General features: G+C 57.4%; 18 protein-coding genes. 7 read left to right on the forward strand and 11 right to left on the reverse strand.

Translation table 11 applies throughout. The features are described 5' to 3' along the window. The first annotated feature begins 273 nt into the window (after window positions 1-273). Both ACZ1HJ_RS00635 and ACZ1HJ_RS00640 read left to right on the forward strand, forming a co-directional pair. Window positions 274-429 (forward strand): hypothetical protein, encoded by a 156-nt coding sequence (locus ACZ1HJ_RS00635; protein ID WP_472720440.1) that lies wholly within the window; start codon window positions 274-276, stop codon window positions 427-429. A 103-nt stretch (window positions 430-532) separates the two neighbouring features. Beyond that, window positions 533-685 (forward strand): hypothetical protein, encoded by a 153-nt coding sequence (locus ACZ1HJ_RS00640; RefSeq protein WP_472720441.1) that lies wholly within the window; start codon window positions 533-535, stop codon window positions 683-685. A gap of 61 nt (window positions 686-746) precedes the next feature. Here ACZ1HJ_RS00640 and ACZ1HJ_RS00645 read toward each other — a convergent pair whose 3' ends face one another. Both ACZ1HJ_RS00645 and lepA read right to left on the reverse strand, forming a co-directional pair. After that, window positions 747-989: a hypothetical protein gene (locus tag ACZ1HJ_RS00645; RefSeq protein ID WP_472720442.1), complete on the reverse strand. Its 243-nt coding sequence runs from the start codon at window positions 987-989 to the stop codon at window positions 747-749. A 270-nt stretch (window positions 990-1259) separates the two neighbouring features. Further along, window positions 1260-3059: a translation elongation factor 4 gene (gene lepA, locus ACZ1HJ_RS00650; protein WP_472720443.1), complete on the reverse strand. Its 1800-nt coding sequence runs from the start codon at window positions 3057-3059 to the stop codon at window positions 1260-1262. 60 nt (window positions 3060-3119) lie between these two features. On the opposite strand from lepA, the gene ACZ1HJ_RS00655 reads away from it, so the two are divergent. Beyond that, a complete protein-coding gene (locus ACZ1HJ_RS00655; protein ID WP_472720444.1) occupies window positions 3120-3740 on the forward strand; it encodes an Hcp family type VI secretion system effector in 621 nt (206 codons plus the stop codon). A 107-nt stretch (window positions 3741-3847) separates the two neighbouring features. Then, window positions 3848-4996 (forward strand): amidohydrolase, encoded by a 1149-nt coding sequence (locus ACZ1HJ_RS00660; RefSeq protein ID WP_472720445.1) that lies wholly within the window; start codon window positions 3848-3850, stop codon window positions 4994-4996. Here ACZ1HJ_RS00660 and ACZ1HJ_RS00665 read toward each other — a convergent pair whose 3' ends face one another. From ACZ1HJ_RS00665 to ACZ1HJ_RS00680, 4 genes are read right to left on the reverse strand one after another with little or no spacing between them, the layout of a single operon-like run. Further along, a complete protein-coding gene (locus tag ACZ1HJ_RS00665) occupies window positions 4997-5548 on the reverse strand; it encodes a hypothetical protein (RefSeq protein WP_472720446.1) in 552 nt (183 codons plus the stop codon). Continuing rightward, window positions 5545-6657, reverse strand: a complete 1113-nt coding sequence (locus ACZ1HJ_RS00670; RefSeq protein WP_472720447.1) for an exo-alpha-sialidase — start codon at window positions 6655-6657, stop codon at window positions 5545-5547. The genes ACZ1HJ_RS00665 and ACZ1HJ_RS00670 overlap by 4 nt, the downstream gene beginning before the upstream one ends. A 7-nt stretch (window positions 6658-6664) precedes the next feature. Then, on the reverse strand, window positions 6665-7648 hold the full coding sequence (locus tag ACZ1HJ_RS00675) for an NAD(P)H-quinone oxidoreductase (RefSeq protein WP_472720448.1): 984 nt from the start codon (window positions 7646-7648) through the stop codon (window positions 6665-6667). 11 nt (window positions 7649-7659) lie between these two features. Beyond that, window positions 7660-8349 carry a COQ9 family protein gene (locus tag ACZ1HJ_RS00680; RefSeq protein ID WP_472720449.1) on the reverse strand — a complete coding sequence of 230 codons (690 nt, stop codon included), beginning with the start codon at window positions 8347-8349 and terminating at the stop codon, window positions 7660-7662. Window positions 8350-8457: 108 nt separating this feature from the next. Here ACZ1HJ_RS00680 and rpsU point away from each other — a divergent pair, with 108 nt between their 5' ends. Next, window positions 8458-8664, forward strand: coding sequence for a 30S ribosomal protein S21 (gene rpsU, locus ACZ1HJ_RS00685; RefSeq protein ID WP_008207378.1), 207 nt, complete (start codon window positions 8458-8460; stop codon window positions 8662-8664). Window positions 8665-9314: 650 nt separating this feature from the next. On the opposite strand, the gene ACZ1HJ_RS00690 is transcribed toward rpsU, so the two are convergent. Both ACZ1HJ_RS00690 and ACZ1HJ_RS00695 read right to left on the reverse strand, forming a co-directional pair. Next, window positions 9315-10460 carry a M24 family metallopeptidase gene (locus ACZ1HJ_RS00690; RefSeq protein WP_472720450.1) on the reverse strand — a complete coding sequence of 382 codons (1146 nt, stop codon included), beginning with the start codon at window positions 10458-10460 and terminating at the stop codon, window positions 9315-9317. Window positions 10461-10514: 54 nt separating this feature from the next. Next, window positions 10515-11417, reverse strand: a complete 903-nt coding sequence (locus ACZ1HJ_RS00695; protein ID WP_472720451.1) for a LysR substrate-binding domain-containing protein — start codon at window positions 11415-11417, stop codon at window positions 10515-10517. Window positions 11418-11626: 209 nt separating this feature from the next. On the opposite strand from ACZ1HJ_RS00695, the gene katG reads away from it, so the two are divergent. Further along, entirely contained in the window at window positions 11627-13789 is a 2163-nt protein-coding gene (gene katG, locus ACZ1HJ_RS00700; protein WP_472720452.1) for a catalase/peroxidase HPI, read from the forward strand. Window positions 13790-13984: 195 nt separating this feature from the next. Beyond that, window positions 13985-14581 carry a YceI family protein gene (locus tag ACZ1HJ_RS00705; protein WP_472720453.1) on the forward strand — a complete coding sequence of 199 codons (597 nt, stop codon included), beginning with the start codon at window positions 13985-13987 and terminating at the stop codon, window positions 14579-14581. Between the two features lie 77 nt (window positions 14582-14658). Here the strand turns inward: ACZ1HJ_RS00705 and ACZ1HJ_RS00710 are convergent, their stop codons facing one another. Genes ACZ1HJ_RS00710 through ACZ1HJ_RS00720 form a run of 3 tightly spaced genes read right to left on the reverse strand, consistent with a single transcriptional unit; the run spans window position 14659 to window position 16330 of the window. Beyond that, the gene (locus ACZ1HJ_RS00710) at window positions 14659-15312 is read right to left on the reverse strand and encodes an SCO family protein (RefSeq protein ID WP_472720454.1); all 654 of its coding nucleotides are present in this window, start codon (window positions 15310-15312) and stop codon (window positions 14659-14661) included. Continuing rightward, a complete protein-coding gene (locus ACZ1HJ_RS00715; RefSeq protein ID WP_472720455.1) occupies window positions 15312-15878 on the reverse strand; it encodes a hypothetical protein in 567 nt (188 codons plus the stop codon). Before ACZ1HJ_RS00715 ends, ACZ1HJ_RS00710 begins: the two co-directional genes overlap by 1 nt. Further along, the gene (locus ACZ1HJ_RS00720) at window positions 15875-16330 is read right to left on the reverse strand and encodes a hypothetical protein (RefSeq protein WP_472720456.1); all 456 of its coding nucleotides are present in this window, start codon (window positions 16328-16330) and stop codon (window positions 15875-15877) included. The genes ACZ1HJ_RS00715 and ACZ1HJ_RS00720 overlap by 4 nt, the downstream gene beginning before the upstream one ends. Window positions 16331-16416: the final 86 nt, after the last annotated feature.

A 16416-nucleotide genomic window follows, 5' to 3' on the forward strand; every position in this document is an offset into this window, starting at 1 on the left:
TTACATTTATTTTCAATGGTTTAAATTTCTCCATCGATTCCAAGTCGCGCAATCATTACGGTACCATCCCACACCCTTTTCGGGTGTATGCGCCAAAATAAGGCAAGAATGTGATTTGTCGTCCGACGTCAGAAAACCCCTTCAAAACGCGAAAAACGCAGCGGTAGCGCGTGTTATGTTGTTTCGCGCAACCCCCGGAATGTGCTATGAAACACGCAACAGGTTCGGCGCAGATCGAACCGAATGATAATAAAATCGATGAGGAGAGCTGTCATGACATCGAAATTCTGGACCACACTCGCGCTAATTGTGAGCGGCGCTGCGATATCCGGCTGTGCGCCGGTTGTACTGGCGGGCGCAGGCGCGGGCGCGGTTATCCTTGCGGATAAATCGGCCGAGGATGAAAACGGCGACGACGGTCTCTTCTAGGACCGATCGCAACATGCCACAGGCCCGCCAATCAGACGGGCGCATGAAAGGCCGGTCCCAACCGGGGCCACATCATCACAGAATTCACCTGGGGAGAGCTGACATGACACCGAAAGTCTGGACCAAACTGGCATTGATTACCTGTGCCGCAAGCCTGACCGCCTGCGCCCCCGCCGCCATCGCCGTGGGCGCTGGTGCGGTCATCGTGGCGGACAAAAAGCTGGAAGAAGACAACGGGGATGACGGGCTGTTTTAATCGCCCGCCGCTCGTGATTGTACGTGCGGGTTGACGCCCGAACCGGGCATCAACGCCCCTTCTATTCCAGACCCAGCATTTCCTTGGCTTTGGCCAGCGTATCAACCGATGCCTGATGATCACCGGCGGCATGCAGGGTCTCCCCCTCATCGCGCCACGCCTTAACCTGTGCAATTTCCGCGTCCGACAAAGACGTTCCCGCCTCAAGTGCCGCATCTATTTTGCTCATGTCCGCAGGACATTGGAACGCAAATGCCGAACTGGCCGTCAGGATGAATGCAAGTGTCAGTGAAAGTTGTTTCATTTAACGATCCTCCCATTGAATGCACGGCAGAATAGCATGGCGCTGTTCATGGTTCAGCAAATTCGCACAAAATGAAGCGTAAGGGCGGTTGCTTGCTGAGCCGAATAGCGCTTGTGCACACGGCATACTGCTTAGAAATTCTCAAATCTGGATAGGTCAGATAGACGTAGCACCCGACCATCCTCAAAAACGTCTCGCAATTCGCAAACGGGTGCGGCTGCAATTGGCTTCGCCAACCGCTTACCCGCACACACCTAAAAAGTGGCCGGCTTAGCCGTCCATTTTCAGCGCGGAAATAAACGCCTCTTGCGGGATATCCACCTTCCCGAACTGGCGCATCTTTTTCTTACCGGCCTTCTGCTTATCCAAGAGCTTGCGTTTCCGCGTGGCGTCGCCACCGTAGCATTTGGCGGTCACGTCTTTGCGCATGGCCGACAGGGTTTCGCGGGCGATGACCTTGCCGCCGATGGCCGCCTGGATCGGGATTTTGAACATGTGTCGGGGGATCAGGTCTTTGAGCTTTTCGACCATCGCGCGGCCCCGGGTTTCGGCGCGGTCCCGGTGAACCATCATGGAGAGCGCATCGACCGGCTCTTCGTTGACCAGCACGGACATTTTCACGAGGTTATCTTCACGATACCCCGTCATCTGGTAGTCAAAGCTGGCATAGCCCTTGGTGACCGATTTCAGACGGTCATAGAAATCAAACACGACCTCGTTGAGCGGCAGATCATAGACCGCCATCGCGCGGCTGCCCGCATAGGTCAGATCTTCCTGAATGCCGCGGCGGTCCTGACAAAGCTTGAGCACATCACCCAGATATTCATCGGGCACAAGAATCGTGGCCTTGATCCGTGGCTCCTCCAAATGGTCTACATGGGTAAGGTCCGGCATATCCGCCGGGTTATGCAATTCGATCATCGAACCATCACGCAGGTAGACATGGTAAACCACAGATGGGGCCGTGGTGATGAGTTCGATATCGTATTCGCGTTCGATCCGATCGCGGATCACCTCAAGGTGCAGCAGCCCCAGGAAGCCGCAGCGGAAGCCAAAGCCAAGTGCGGCAGAGGTTTCCATTTCATAAGAAAAGCTGGCGTCATTGAGTGCCAGTTTGTCGATGGCATCGCGCAGGTCTTCGAATTCGGCCGAATCCACCGGGAAGAGGCCACAGAAAACCACCGGCTGTGACGGGTTGAAGCCCGGCAGCGCTTCGGTCGCGCCCTTCTTTTCGTGGGTAATGGTGTCGCCCACACGGGTGTCGCGCACCTGTTTGATCGACGCGGTCAGAAAGCCGATTTCGCCCGGGCCCAGTTCGTCGATATCCGCGCGTTCTGGCTTGAAGACGCCGATGCGATCCACATGGTGGACCGAGCCGTTGGACATCATCTTGACCCGTTCGCCCTTTTTCAGAACGCCGTCCATAACGCGGACCAGAACGATTACGCCCAGATATGCGTCATACCAGCTGTCCACCAACATGGCCTTCAAAGGCGCGTCGCGGTCACCGGTCGGGGCGGGCAGTTCTTTGACAATCGCCTCCAGTGTTTCCTTAATCCCGACGCCGGTTTTAGCGCTGACCTGAATGGCGCCGGTGGCGTCGATACCGATCACATCCTCGATCTGTTCGGCCACACGGTCACAATCAGACGCGGGCAGGTCGATCTTGTTCAGCACCGGCACGATTTCATGGTCGGCATCGATGGCCTGATAGACATTCGCGAGCGTTTGCGCCTCGACCCCTTGCGTGCTGTCAACCACCAGCAACGAACCCTCAACCGCGCGCATGGAACGCGAGACCTCATAGGCAAAATCCACGTGGCCCGGCGTGTCGATCAGGTTGAGCACATAGGCCTCGCCATCCTCGGCCACGTAATCGATGCGCACGGTGTTCGCCTTGATCGTAATGCCGCGTTCGCGTTCGATATCCATGCTGTCAAGAAGCTGCTCTTTCATATCCCGATCCGCCACCGTGTTGGTGGATTGGATCAGGCGATCAGCAAGCGTGGATTTCCCGTGGTCGATATGCGCGACGATCGAGAAATTGCGGATATGGGCAAGGTCTGTCATAGCCTTGGGATATGTAGGGGAAATAGGATTTGGTCAAGGCGCGTTACGTGCACAAACGCCATGATCCAGCATAACCTAAGCAGTGGGAATGCGTGGGCTTGTTTTTTCGAACGCCTGCTCGAAACTTCTCGCCGCCCGGTCCGCGTGGTACACTCAAGCCATTCAAGAAAATTTATTGGAGAGCACACCATGCCGATCACAGGGTATTTGCAAATTCCAGACATTCCTGGCGAAAGCACATTAGCCAGCCATGAAGACCAGATTGATATTCACGGTCTGGAATGGGGCGTTGCACAAAAGTCCAAATCCGCCCGGCCGGGCAGCGGGCGCACGAAGAGCCGGGCTATGGCGTCGCCGCTGGAAGTCCACAAGTTTTATGATGCCAGCTCGCCCTATATCGCGCTCGCTGCGTTGCAGGGGAAAAGCTTTGATGAGGTTGTTCTGAGCGTGCGCAAAGATAGCGGCGAGGCGCATTTGGATTACCTCGTTATCACGATGACCATTTGCGCGATTTCCGCGTACAACATGTTCAACGACGGCGTCGATGACCCGCTGGAGGTAATCAGCGAACGTGTTGGGATCACGTTTGAGCAGATCAAGGTTCTCTACACGGTTCAGGCTGACGATCATTCTGCCGGTGATGAACATGAGATTGAGTATGACCTTGTCGTCGGGGCTTAACCCAACGTGATTGTCATCCTCAGGCGCGAAAGCCGTCTGATCCCGTTGATCTTTGACACCTCCCGGTGCCCGTGGTTACGTACGCGGATGTAATTAGAGGGCCCCGGATGGACGCGTTTCACGACAGATTGACGGCCTTGCGTCACGAATTTCACCGCCACCCTGAATTGGGATTTCAGGAGACCCGCACCAAGGGAAAAGTAGCCCGTTTGCTGCGCGATATGGGCATTGAGGTGCATGAGGGGGCTGGCGTGGTTGGTATCCTGCGCGCGGGCGGCGGTAACCGCGCCATCGGTTTGCGCGCGGATATGGACGCGCTGCCCATCCATGAGACAAGCACGCATGACTATGTCTCGGGCACGCCCGGTGTGATGCATGCCTGCGGCCATGACGGCCATACCACGATGTTGCTGGGTGCGGCCGAACTTCTCAGCAAGGACCCGCAGTTTGACGGCACGGTCGTGTTTCTCTTTCAACCCAATGAAGAACATGGGCTGGGCGCGCGGGCGATGATCGATGAAGGTGTTCTGGAACGTTTTCCCATCGATGAGGTCTACGCCATTCACAACCTGCCCGGTGCCCCTGTTGGGCAGATGTCGACCCGCACAGGGCAAATCTGTGCCAGCGAAAGCCTGTTTGAGATTGAGATCATCGGTCAGGGCGGGCACGCATCCATGCCCCATGTGGGGGTTGATGCCATTACCGTCGGCGCAGAGATGGTGGGCGCGCTGCAAACTATCGTGGCGCGCAAACTCGCACCGGGCGCCGGGGCGGTGGTGTCTGTGACTGAATTTCTGACCGATGGCACCCGAAACGTTTTGCCCGGGCGCGCAACTCTCAAGGGCGATGTGCGCGCCCGCGTACCAGAAGACCGCAATGCCGTCGAAACGTTCATGCGCCAGATCGTTGCCGGCGTTGCGTCGACCCATGGCGTCACAGCCACGATGCAATTCAACACGGAATTCATTGAGACCATCAACGCCGCGGGCCCCACGAACGCCGCAGCAGACGTAGCAATGGCGGCTGGCCTCGATACCCTTCCCGATCGCCCCGCCATGAGTTTTTCCGAGGATTTCGCGCATTTCTGCGCCGCCGTTCCGGGCTGTTTTCTGTTGTTGGGCAACGGAGAACGCGGACCGCATGGTCAACCGCTGCACGCGGCGGATTACGATTTCAACGATGCGCTTTTGCCGATTGGTGCCCGTTTCTGGGCCGATCTGGTGCGCCATCGGTTGCCTGTCCGTCCGGACAGCTGATCAAAAGAGCCGCCCTATCAACACCACAAACACGATGGGCACCAACAAAGCATGCAGGACGTGATCAAACCAGTTGCTGCTGCCCCATCCCATCACCCATGCCGCCTGCCCCAAGACGGCGACCAGTGCGACAAAGAAATTACCGGTGAGCACCCCGTACGCACAAACCGCCAGCACCATGACACCCACCGGCAATGGCAGATATCCAAACCGGTAAAGATCAACCGGCAGCACGCCCATCGACGTGGCCAGAAACGCCATATATGCCAGCAGGAAAACAATCATTTCCACTGTGCCAAAGGGGGCAATCGAAACCCCTGCCCCGGCGGCCGCATGCCGCAAAGCCAGCATCGGCAACATGATCCCAATGGGGCCAAGCACAGCAACCATCCCACGGATCGCAACCGTGTCGCGCAGGAAAATCACACTGGCAGCGCCGATCAATCCGCCTGCGATCAAGGCCACCGGTGTGGCCGCAAAAAACCCGGTCAGCGCGTAAACCACCCACCCGATCAGGATCGCAACCGAGGCATATGTGAGCAGCCCGATCATTGCGCATTTACCCATGCATCATTCAGCAGATACGCGCGGATGCCGCGCTTGGTGCTATGGGAATAGGTCAGCAGAATTTCACCAGAGGTCAGACGGCGTAGCATCGGGTAGCGCGCGTCGCCTGCATCATCCTCAAACCGATGGATCATGCGCCACGTGGTGCCGCCGTCTTCGGAAACTGACATGCGCAACTCATGCCGCCGCTCGGGATCATCATTCATCACCGCCAGAATGCGCTCGCCCCCAAGGGACAGTGCTGCCACCGGCGCGCTCGAATTGGCCACATCGGTGGCTTCCACCGCTGACCATGTCTGGCCGCCGTCTTCTGTTCGGCTTCGCCAGAGTTTGAAACTGGGGTCAAAATCGCGCAGGAACGCAACCGCACGGGTGGCATCCAAGGGCACGATCATCGGCTGGATCGCCTTGACGCCCTGTGCAGGCATCCGGCGTTGATCAATCACCTGACCGTCATGGCCCAGCCGTGCCAAAGTGGCATATGCACTCCCCATTTCGAAATACGCGGGCAATGCGTAACTGCCATCGTCATAGGCAATCATCGGTGATTTCACCAAATGCGAGCGATTAAGGAGCGGCGACAGGTTCAGTTTGGCCGCAGTCTCCGGCACACCACCCGACATGCGCACATCGGCCACCGATGCCATCGCCCAACCGCCAATCGAAACGACCGTGGCATAAAGCGCGTTAGGTGCTGCGTCATTCTGGATGGTATTGCCCAGGGTCACCACCAACTCACCGGGGTCGAAAGCATCCCCAAGAGAGGCCCGCGTGACATACGGCGCGGGCTCTGAAACACGCCATGCCCCCTCGCTGAAGGCGAAGTGAGCGGCATAGATATCGACATCCGCCTGCGCTTCTTCGGACCCTTCGAACCAGACCAGCGCAAAACCCTCTTCGCCCAAGACAATGCCCGGTGCATGGGCCTGCCCGGTTGGCGCAGCATATTCGAAGAGCTTGGTGAATTTCGGGGGGGCCTCGGGATCGGATGTCTTTGGCACCGCAAAACGCCAGCTTAGCGGGTCGTGACTGGCCATCGCCACGGCACTCAAGGCGAGGCTGACCAGGACCAGAACGAAGAAGGCGACTTGCATCAGGGCCTCAAGCGATTTTCAGGACGATCTTGCCAATATGGCCGCTGCTTTCCATCCGGGCATGCGCGGCGGACGCTTCCTCCAGCGGGTATTCACTGTCCATCACCGGTGCCACCTTGCCCGCCTCGATCAGAGGCCAGACATGTTCGCGCAACGCCTCGGCAATCTCGGCTTTCGCAAGGTCGCTTTGTGGGCGCAAAGTGCTTCCTGTGATCGTCAATCGCCGCATCATGACAGAGGCGAAGTTCAGCTCGACCTTGGGCCCTTGCAGAAACGCGATCTGAACCAGACGGCCCTCTGTCGCCAACGATTTCACGTTTCGCGGCAGATAGTCACCGCCCACCATATCCAGGATCAGGTTTGCCCCACCTTCCCCGCGGATCACCTCGACAAAGTCCGCGTCACGGTAGTTGATTGCCTGTTCCGCGCCCAGATCGCGGCACACGGCACATTTTTCATCCGACCCGGCCGTTGTGAAGACACGCCCGCCAAAGGCATTGGCCAATTGGATCGCCGTTGTACCAATCCCCGACGAGCCCCCGTGGACCAGAAAAACCTCACCCGCCTGCAATCCGCCGCGCATGAAGACATTGGACCAGACGGTAAAGAACGTCTCTGGCAGACACGCAGCCTGATCCAGTGTGAGGCCGTTTGGCACGGGCAAACAATGCGCGGCCGGTGTGGCAACATATTCGGCATATCCGCCACCGGGCAGCAATGCACAGACCAGATCACCTGTTTTCAGATCACTGACACCGTCGCCAACGGCCACAATTTCGCCCGCCGCTTCCAAGCCCGGCAGATCACTGGCCGTGGGGGGCGGCGCATAGAGCCCGGCCCGTTGCAATGCATCCGGGCGGTTCACGCCCGCATAGGCCAGCTTGATCACCACCTCGCCCACGCGCGGCGACGGAACCGGGCGCCGCGTGACCTGCAAGACATCAGGCCCGCCGGGTTTTGTGATCTCCACGGCCTTCATCATCTCTGCCATCGACTTGCTCCTTATTGTGGGCCGTTCCAGCGACCCGGCATACCTGTTTGCTGACCCTGCTGCGGGGCCTTGATCCGGCTGAGAAACGCAAGCGGCCCCGCCATCAGGCCGCCGACCAGCTTGTTGTCGCGCATCTGCGCCTTGAACTTCTCAATCTGCATCACGTCTTCGATGCGACGGTCCAGAAAATCCCAAGTCTCATGATGATCCGGGCTGTCATCCCCCAGCCAGTAGAGCACCGTCGCGCTGTAGACGCCGCTCAGCGTCATGCGCTTGGTGTACCAGTTGATGTCATTGGAACTGTCACCCAGCGCCACCCAGATCCGGTCACAGGTTTTCCAGACCGCCTGGGCGCCGTCAGTCGCATGATGGGGCAGTGAAAAAAGCGCCATGCCCCGGCGCACCAGTTCCTTGTCCTCAACGGCCTCCAACCGGGCGCGCACGCAAAACGCCACACGGTCACGGTATTTCATGTCATCAAGCTCGGCAGCATCAATCGCGGCCAGCATCGCCATATCCCCCGCCTCGTGATAGGCCAGCGCCAGATCAACCGCCCCGCGCGGGCAAACGGCACGGGCCACGCCCGATTCAATCTGCGCATCGGCAATCGCCGCCAGAAACGTAACTTCGCTCCAGCCATCAAACGGCACATGATTCTGCGCGGCATCCAGCAATTTTGCTTTGATTTCAGCGTCTGACATCGTCTTCTCCTGCGGTTCGTGCCACCCTAGACAAAACAAAAGCGCTTTGCTATACGGCCACTTCCTGCAATCTCTTGCAACTTTAACTTAGGAAGGTGGTGACACCACATGCAGGTTAGTGTTCGCGACAACAATGTCGACCAGGCGCTTCGTGCCCTGAAGAAAAAGCTGCAGCGCGAAGGCGTGTTTCGTGAAATGAAGCTCAAGCAACATTTCGAGAAGCCGTCCGAGAAAAAAGCGCGCGAAAAAGCTGAAGCGATCCGTCGTGCCCGTAAACTGGCACGTAAGAAAGCCCAGCGCGAAGGGATGCTCTGAGCGTCTTTCACGTAGCTTGATCAGCACTTATGACTTTGACGACCCCCGAGGCCCTGCCGCGGGGGTTTGTTTTAGTGACGCAATCTGAATGTCCGTTTGGAGGCCATAATCGACATTGCGGTCTGGCCCTTTTCCGGCGGTTCACATCTATAGGACGCGCGAAATTTACCCGATTTTTTGCGTCAGATGAACGGTAACGGCACCGAAGCAATGAGAGACCGTTTAATCCTTTCAGTTTCATGTTCAGGTTGCCTGCTTCGGTTGCTTAACCGCCTCCTTTAATTTTAAAGAATTTTTCAGCCAAATCCTGCACTGCGAAACCCAACCCTAAGAATAAGAACAAGGAATCCACATTTATGACCTTCATGAAAACCAAACCGGCAATATAGAGAAATGTCCTCAAAAGAAGCGATTTGTACTTTTCCAAAACGGCTTCCTTTGAAATTCCTTAAAGATACAAAACTCATAGGGTAACAGATGCCATTTTTAAACGGGATTTAGCGGTAGCATCTCGTTAGATCCATTCTTCATCATCTTCTACTCAGATACGGGTTTAAGCATACGTACCAAATCTGACATCTGGATTCTCTGAATTTACAGCCACTTTGTCCGCTTGTCCGCTTAACCGTAATTCGCAAACTCCGGCAACATCACAGGATTGTATCTTCAATCCGCTTCGGATGATCTGTAACCGCCTCATACCCGTCTTCGGTGATGATGAAACTGTCGCCCACCTGCGCGCGGAAGGTCTCGACGGAAACCGAGCCATCGACCGCCAGCACCATACCCGGTTGAAGGATCGTCGTGTCGCCCGTCACAAGCTGCGGATGCTCCAGAAAGCTGTAGCCCGTCGCGCGCCCGCAGCGGAATGGATAATCGTAACCCGCGCCTTGTATCACCTCGGCATAGGCGGCGTGCACGCTCTCCGCCGTCACGCCCGGACGCAATGCATCCAGCGCTGCCTTCTGGCTGGCCAGGGCTACCTCGTACACCGCTGCCTGTGATTTATCCGCGATCTCGCCAATCCAGAAGGTCCGGTCAAAACCCAGTTTGAAGCGATGGAAATTGGTCATCCCACAGAAGCACAGAAAAACCGGTTCCCCATGGCGCATCACGCGGGTTGTGGCGCGGTGATGGGTTTTGGTGATCTCGGGGCCAGATGCCATGATCTGCAGGAAGTGCGTATTGGGGGACATGTCCGCATCCGCGTAATGCGCGGCCAAGAGCTCGGCCGCCTTGCGCGTACCCGCCTGAGACGTGGCAATCGCCACCTCGAATTCCGGCACGCCATCGCCAATCGCGGCACGCCCAGCGGCCATCATCGCGTTGGCCACCTGCCCCGCGTGTCGTGCCAGTTGCAGCTCCTCCGGCGTCTTGATCATCCGCATCTCGGCCAGAAGCGGTGTGACGCTGATCGGCGTAGTGCGCCCGGTTAATTCATCCACATAGGCCCGCACAACAGGTGGCATATGATCCGGCTCGATAGCGACGCGATCCGCATGTTTCAGCGCGCCGGGCAACTCTTCGCGCCATTCATTGCCAGCGCCATCATTCCAGGGCACAATCCGATCCACCTGCGCCGCGGCCTCTGCCATCACCAGATCGATCGTCGGCGTGATCAGCAAAGTACTGCCATCCCTTGGCACCACCAGAATGGTCGGACGGCCAAACTCCATGTGCAGGTAATCGTAATACCCGGTCAGGTAATAGACGTTGTCGTCATCAGTGATAAGCGCCACATCAATACCCGCATCGCGCATTCGCGCCTGCAACTGTGCCCGTCTTTCTGCAAACATGTCGCCCCCCTCATTTCTTCAACCGTTACACCGGTCATGCCTGACCTCAAATGGTTAATCCGCACGCAATTCTTCGGCAGATTGTCGGACGACTTCGGAAATCTGGTGAAGATGGTCCGCCAAGGGGCTTGTCTTGCGCCACACCATACCGACGGTGCGCGTGGGCTGGGGGTTTTTGAAATGCCCGACGCAGACGGCTGCAGAACGGGTCTCAACCGGTACGGCCATTTCTGGGATCAGCGTGACGCCAATGCCAGCACCTACCATCTGCACCAATGTCGAAAGGGAGCTGCCGTCCAGACCCTCCTGCGGCAGAGAAGACGGGATATTGCAAAAGGACAGCGCCTGATCCCGAAAACAATGCCCTTCCTCCAACAGCAACAGACGCATTTCCCGCAGCGCATCCTTGTCCGGCACCGGTTTTTGGGCATCGGCGTCCGAACGCACCAAGACCATATTTTCGGTGAACAGTTCGATTTCGGTCAATGTTGGTTCCGAGATTGGCAGGGCGACCAGCGCCGCATCCAGCCGACCTTCGGACAATTCCTGAACCAGCCGGGGTGTCAGCGTTTCGCGAATGTGCACATCGAGGCCCTGATGGCTGGTGCCGAGATTGGCGATGATGCGCGGCAGGAGGTAGGGCGCGATCGTCGGGATGACGCCCAGACGCAGCCGGCCCACCATCTTTTCCGTCGAGGCGCGGGCCATGTCGCCCAGCTCATCCACGCGGCGCAAAATATCCTGCACCCGGACTGCAAAATCCTCACCAAAGCCCGTCAAACGCACATGCCTGGCACCTCGCTCAAAGAGCTTTGTGCCCAGATCCTGCTCGAGTTCCTTGATCTGAACCGAAAGCGCGGGTTGGGTCACAGAACAGGCTTCCGCCGCCCGACCGAAATGGCCGTGAGCCGCCAAAGCCTCGAAATATCGGAGCTGTCTGATTGTCAGGTGAGTCATTAGAAAATATTATGACTGAGATCAGAAAATGCAACTTATAACTATTCTAAACAGTTGCTACATATGGTCTGTAACGGCAGGGAGGCCGCTGCAACTCGTCCTGGTCTCATGCATCGTCATGACATGGCGCGCCTGCCTTCCCCAGCAAAATTCAATCGCGGCCCGAGCCCTTTCGGCAGCCCAAGACGCAACCAGCATCGGAGACAGACATGGATGGAAACGATATCGGCAAGTGCCCGGTAATGCACACAAATTTGGGGGTTCGCTCGAACCGTGACTGGTGGCCAAACCAGTTGAACCTGAAAATCCTGCACCAAAACCAACCTGTCGAAAACCCGATGGGCAAGGATATCAACTACGCCGAAGAGTTCAAGAAACTCGACCTGAAGGCGCTCAAGAAAGACCTTTATGCGCTGATGACCGATTCTCAGGATTGGTGGCCTGCGGATTACGGCCATTATGGCGGGTTCTTCATCCGCATGGCCTGGCACGCGGCAGGTACATACCGCACCGCAGATGGCCGCGGTGGCGGCTCCACCGGCAACCAGCGGTTTGCGCCGCTCAACAGCTGGCCGGACAATGGCAACCTCGACAAAGCGCGTCGCCTGCTCTGGCCGATCAAACAGAAATACGGCAATCAGATTTCCTGGGCTGACCTCTTCATCCTGACCGGCAACTGCGCCATCGAATCCATGGGCGGCAAGACATTTGGCTTTGCCGGCGGGCGCGAAGATATCTGGGCCCCTGAAGAAGACATCTATTGGGGTGCGGAAGACGAATGGCTGGGCGACAAGCGCTATTCCGGTGATCGCGAACTGGCAAACCCTCTCGCCGCTGTTCAGATGGGCCTGATCTACGTCAATCCCGAAGGACCCAATGGCAACCCGGATCCAGTGGCATCGGGCCGTGACATCCGCGAAACATTTGCGCGTATGGCGATGAATGACGAAGAAACCGTGGCGCTGACCGCCGGTGGCCACACGTTTGGCAAGGCGCATGGCGCGGGCGACGCGGCCCATGTGGGCCCCGAGCCGGAAGCCGCGCCGATTGAAGCGCAAGGCTTTGGCTGGCTGAGCACGCATGCATCGGGCAAAGGCGGGGATGCGATCACATCCGGTATCGAAGGCGCCTGGACACCGAACCCGACCCAATGGGACAACGGCTATTTCGACGTGCTTTTCGGCTACGAATGGGAGCTGACCAAAAGCCCTGCTGGTGCAAACCAATGGCAGCCCGTGGGCCTTTCGGAAGACGACATGGCACCCGATGCGGCGGATGGGTCCAAGAAAGTGCCGATCATGATGACCACCGCCGATATGGCGATGCGCATGGACCCGGCCTATGAAAAAATCTCGCGCCGGTTCCACGAAAACCCGGACGAGTTCGCCGATGCCTTTGCCCGCGCATGGTTCAAACTGACCCACCGCGATATGGGACCGCGCGCGCTTTACCTTGGTGAAGAAGTGCCTGGTGAAGAGCTGATCTGGCAGGATCCGATCCCCGAATGCGACCACGAATTGGTGACTTCGGGCGAGATTGCCGATCTGAAGGCGAAAATCCTCGGCTCCGGCCTTTCGGTGTCTGAACTGGTCTCGACAGCCTGGGCTTCAGCCTCGACCTTCCGCGGGTCGGACAAGCGCGGCGGTGCAAATGGCGCACGCATCCGACTGGCCCCGCAGAAGGATTGGGAAGCCAATGATCCTGCACAACTGGCGAAAGTTCTAGGCGTTCTGGAAGGCATCCAGTCCGACTTCCAATCCGGCGGCAAGAAAGTGTCTTTGGCTGACCTGATCGTATTGGGCGGATCGGCAGCCATCGAAAAAGCCGCGGCGGATGCGGGCACCAGCATCGAAGTGCCTTTCACGCCCGGCCGCATGGACGCTTCGGCGGAACAGACCGATGTCGAAAGCTTTGACGTACTGGAGCCAGAAGCCGACGGTTTCCGCAACTTCCAGAAGCAAACCTTCAGCGTCTCAGCCGAAGAAATGCTGGTGGACCGCGCACAACTCTTGACCCTGACCGCACCGGAAATGACCGTCCTGGTCGGTGGCTTGCGGGTCCTCGGGGCCAACACTGGCGGGTCATCGCATGGCGTCTTCACCGACACCCCCGGCAAGCTAACGAACGACTTCTTCGTGAACCTTCTGGACATGGCTAACGAGTGGAAACCCGCAGGTGACGACACCTACGAAATCCGCGATCGCGCCAGCGGGTCCGTGAAATGGACCGGCACACGCGTTGATCTGGTCTTTGGCTCCAACTCGCAATTGCGGGCGCTGTCCGAAGCCTATGCGCAGGCCGATCGGGGTGATGCCTTTGTCGCTGATTTCGTATCGGCCTGGGTCAAGGTCATGGAGGCAGATCGCTTTTGATCTGACATGATCTGTTAAGATCAAAGGGGCGTAGCACATACTCTGCTGCGCCCCTTTTTCATGGTGAATTTCGTTTCACGTCAGCATGTTACAAACTTCTCCCCCTTCGCACCGAATAAAGTCAGGCATCCGCGTGTTTCCCTATCAGCCGCCCGGAAAACCGAAGGCGTGTCCAACAACGAAGGGAAGAAGACTATGCGGAAACTCACATCAATCATGGCAGCCACCGCGCTGTCGCTGGCAGCAACCACCGTCTACGCGGGCGGACATGCCCAAAGCTGGACGCTGGATCCGGAACTGTCGAACGTGTCCTTTGGCTCGATCAAGAACGACTATGTCGGTGAGTCGCACAGCTTTGGCGATGTCAGCGGCAAGGTGAACGATTATGGCGATGTGTCGATTGATCTGAACCTGGGTTCCGTCGAGACGCTGATCGACATCCGCAACGAACGCATGGTGGAACATGTGTTCAAGAACGCCCCATCAGCCACAATCACCGCCAAGATTGACATGGCGACACTGCATGACATGCCGGTGGGCGACTCCGCCGTGGTGGAAACTTCCGGCACGCTGAACCTTCTGGGTACAGAGAACGAGCTGGATGCAACCTTCTTTGTGATGCGTCTGAGCGATGATCAGGTGATGGTGGCGAGCAACGGTATGCTGATGCTGAGCACCGAAGATGCGGGCATTGATGCCGGCATTGACGCGCTGCAGGAGCTTGCCAGCCTGGACAGCATCACGCGCGTAAGCCCTGTGTCCCTGCGGCTGATCTTCAACGCGGACAAGTAATCAGTTCGCAGCATGTAAAAGCAAATGAGGCGCTCTGCCAGCGAGCGCCTCATTGGTCTTTCAGACCTTTGCAAGACCTATGATTGTGGCTCGCCGTTCAGGTAATTCGCCACGATCTCACTGGCCCGATCCACGCCCAAAATCGGCGGGATCAGCGTCAGCACCTTGCCATCGGCATCCAGCAGATAGATGTGGCTGCCATGGGCATAAACCGCGCCATACTGGGGATCGTCGAAAATCTTCTCGCGGCTGACCTGAAACAGATCATAGATGTGGTTCAGCTGTTGCTTGGAGCCGGTCAACCCAACGAAATCCTCATGGATTTCCGCCAACGCAGGCCCCATATTTTCGATGGTGTCGCGCTCAGGGTCCACTGTCACCATTACCGGGCTGACTTCGTGGCCGTCCTGGGCCAGAACATCAGTCAATTGCGCCATGAGCGGCATCGCCACGGCACAGATCGATGGGCAATTGGCATAACCGAAAAACAGAAGCTGCGGCCGCCCTTCGGGATTGGCCTCGTCTCTGACAGCTCCCGTATGGTCAACCAGCGTGAATGGCCCGCCCAGATCAAAGGGCAAATCCGTGGGCGCCCCTAAAGGTGGCAGCGCTTGCAGCGCCGTTTCAGCGCGGTGCGCTTCCGCCTCGGCTTGCGATCCATGGACCACCCCGTCATGCGCGAAGGCCAACACCGGAATCAGGCTGACCGCGACGCCCGGCCACCAGCGCATCAGAAGTTTTCCTCGTAATAGGCCTCATCAACATCGAGACCCAATCCAAAATAGCCATCGGTTGCGATATGTTCCTTCACTCGCGGATCGCGCCGGAACCATGGGCCTTTGCCCTTTGCTTCCGGATAAGTCTTGGCCCATTCCTTGGTCCAGCGATTGGCCTTGGTCCATTCCTCGGCGCCAGTTTCACGGATTTTCTGAAGCAGATAGATGTTCTTTGATCCAAGATCCGGATCGTCGATCATCAACCCGTCAACTTCGACCTGCTTGCCACAGAAGGGCAGCATTTCAACGGCAGCGCCGGTAAAAGCGGGTTGCGAATTTTTGTTGGGAAAGATCAACGCGTCATCCGCAGCACGCAGCAGGCCCAGCTGCCGCCGTCCATCACCGCAGTTATCCGGGCAATCACCGGTCAATTCGCATAAGATATCCACCACCTTGGCTTCAAACCGTGCGGGTGCTTCAGCGTAAAGGTTCCAGGTTTTGGCTTCAGAACCCTCTGAGAAATCCTGAGCAGAGAGTGGGCTGGCAACAAGTGCCAGTGCGCATACAATCTGTTTCATCATTTTTTCGGATCCGGTACTGCGAAGCCCGGCACAGCGCCGTAGTCTTCGTGGTTTTTGTAGGTGATGCCGTTATCTGCCATCACGTTTTCGACAACGATGTAGTTCAAGCCATCACGCTCATAAAACAGGCCATCCGCTTCAATCTGATGACTGGCAAGCGACAACAACGTATCGCCAGACGCGGAGGTATCATCGTTTTCGATCTTCAGGACCATATAAACCTTGCCGTCTTCGCCCAGCAGACCCACAGGGATACCACCCGCAGAACACCACAGCGCGCAAGTATGATGCGCCGAACCGACAACCGCGTCAGGACCGCCCATAACACCGGAAAAATAACACCATGTGTCGATCAACTCACCCGTGACCTGGATGCGTTCGCCCTGCTCTGCCGCAAAACCCGGCAAAGCGCTTGCGCTGAGCGCAACCATGGACATGATCAGATTTTTCATGTCGAAACCTCCCTTTTGGTTATGCCGAGTGTTCCACAGAAGCCGACCATTTCCAACAACCCAGCCGGTAAACAAACCGCGGTATC

This window comes from Roseovarius sp. JB2-10 (assembly GCF_055693585.1).

Bases quoted from the DNA above. Each gene is read 5' to 3' on its own strand.
- ACZ1HJ_RS00690 (WP_472720450.1), bottom strand. From the start codon at position 10,460: ATGTTTGCAGAAAGACGGGCACAGTTGCAGGCGCGAATGCGCGATGCG.
- ACZ1HJ_RS00680 (WP_472720449.1), bottom strand. From the start codon at position 8,349: ATGTCAGACGCTGAAATCAAAGCAAAATTGCTGGATGCCGCGCAGAAT.
- ACZ1HJ_RS00675 (WP_472720448.1), bottom strand. From the start codon at position 7,648: ATGGCAGAGATGATGAAGGCCGTGGAGATCACAAAACCCGGCGGGCCT.
- ACZ1HJ_RS00710 (WP_472720454.1), bottom strand. From the start codon at position 15,312: ATGCGCTGGTGGCCGGGCGTCGCGGTCAGCCTGATTCCGGTGTTGGCC.
- ACZ1HJ_RS00645 (WP_472720442.1), bottom strand. From the start codon at position 989: ATGAAACAACTTTCACTGACACTTGCATTCATCCTGACGGCCAGTTCG.
- ACZ1HJ_RS00705 (WP_472720453.1), top strand. From the start codon at position 13,985: ATGCGGAAACTCACATCAATCATGGCAGCCACCGCGCTGTCGCTGGCA.
- ACZ1HJ_RS00695 (WP_472720451.1), bottom strand. From the start codon at position 11,417: ATGACTCACCTGACAATCAGACAGCTCCGATATTTCGAGGCTTTGGCG.
- ACZ1HJ_RS00640 (WP_472720441.1), top strand. From the start codon at position 533: ATGACACCGAAAGTCTGGACCAAACTGGCATTGATTACCTGTGCCGCA.
- rpsU (WP_008207378.1), top strand. From the start codon at position 8,458: ATGCAGGTTAGTGTTCGCGACAACAATGTCGACCAGGCGCTTCGTGCC.
- katG (WP_472720452.1), top strand. From the start codon at position 11,627: ATGGATGGAAACGATATCGGCAAGTGCCCGGTAATGCACACAAATTTG.
- ACZ1HJ_RS00670 (WP_472720447.1), bottom strand. From the start codon at position 6,657: ATGCAAGTCGCCTTCTTCGTTCTGGTCCTGGTCAGCCTCGCCTTGAGT.
- ACZ1HJ_RS00660 (WP_472720445.1), top strand. From the start codon at position 3,848: ATGGACGCGTTTCACGACAGATTGACGGCCTTGCGTCACGAATTTCAC.
- ACZ1HJ_RS00655 (WP_472720444.1), top strand. From the start codon at position 3,120: ATGATCCAGCATAACCTAAGCAGTGGGAATGCGTGGGCTTGTTTTTTC.
- ACZ1HJ_RS00665 (WP_472720446.1), bottom strand. From the start codon at position 5,548: ATGATCGGGCTGCTCACATATGCCTCGGTTGCGATCCTGATCGGGTGG.
- ACZ1HJ_RS00635 (WP_472720440.1), top strand. From the start codon at position 274: ATGACATCGAAATTCTGGACCACACTCGCGCTAATTGTGAGCGGCGCT.
- ACZ1HJ_RS00720 (WP_472720456.1), bottom strand. From the start codon at position 16,330: ATGAAAAATCTGATCATGTCCATGGTTGCGCTCAGCGCAAGCGCTTTG.
- lepA (WP_472720443.1), bottom strand. From the start codon at position 3,059: ATGACAGACCTTGCCCATATCCGCAATTTCTCGATCGTCGCGCATATC.
- ACZ1HJ_RS00715 (WP_472720455.1), bottom strand. From the start codon at position 15,878: ATGATGAAACAGATTGTATGCGCACTGGCACTTGTTGCCAGCCCACTC.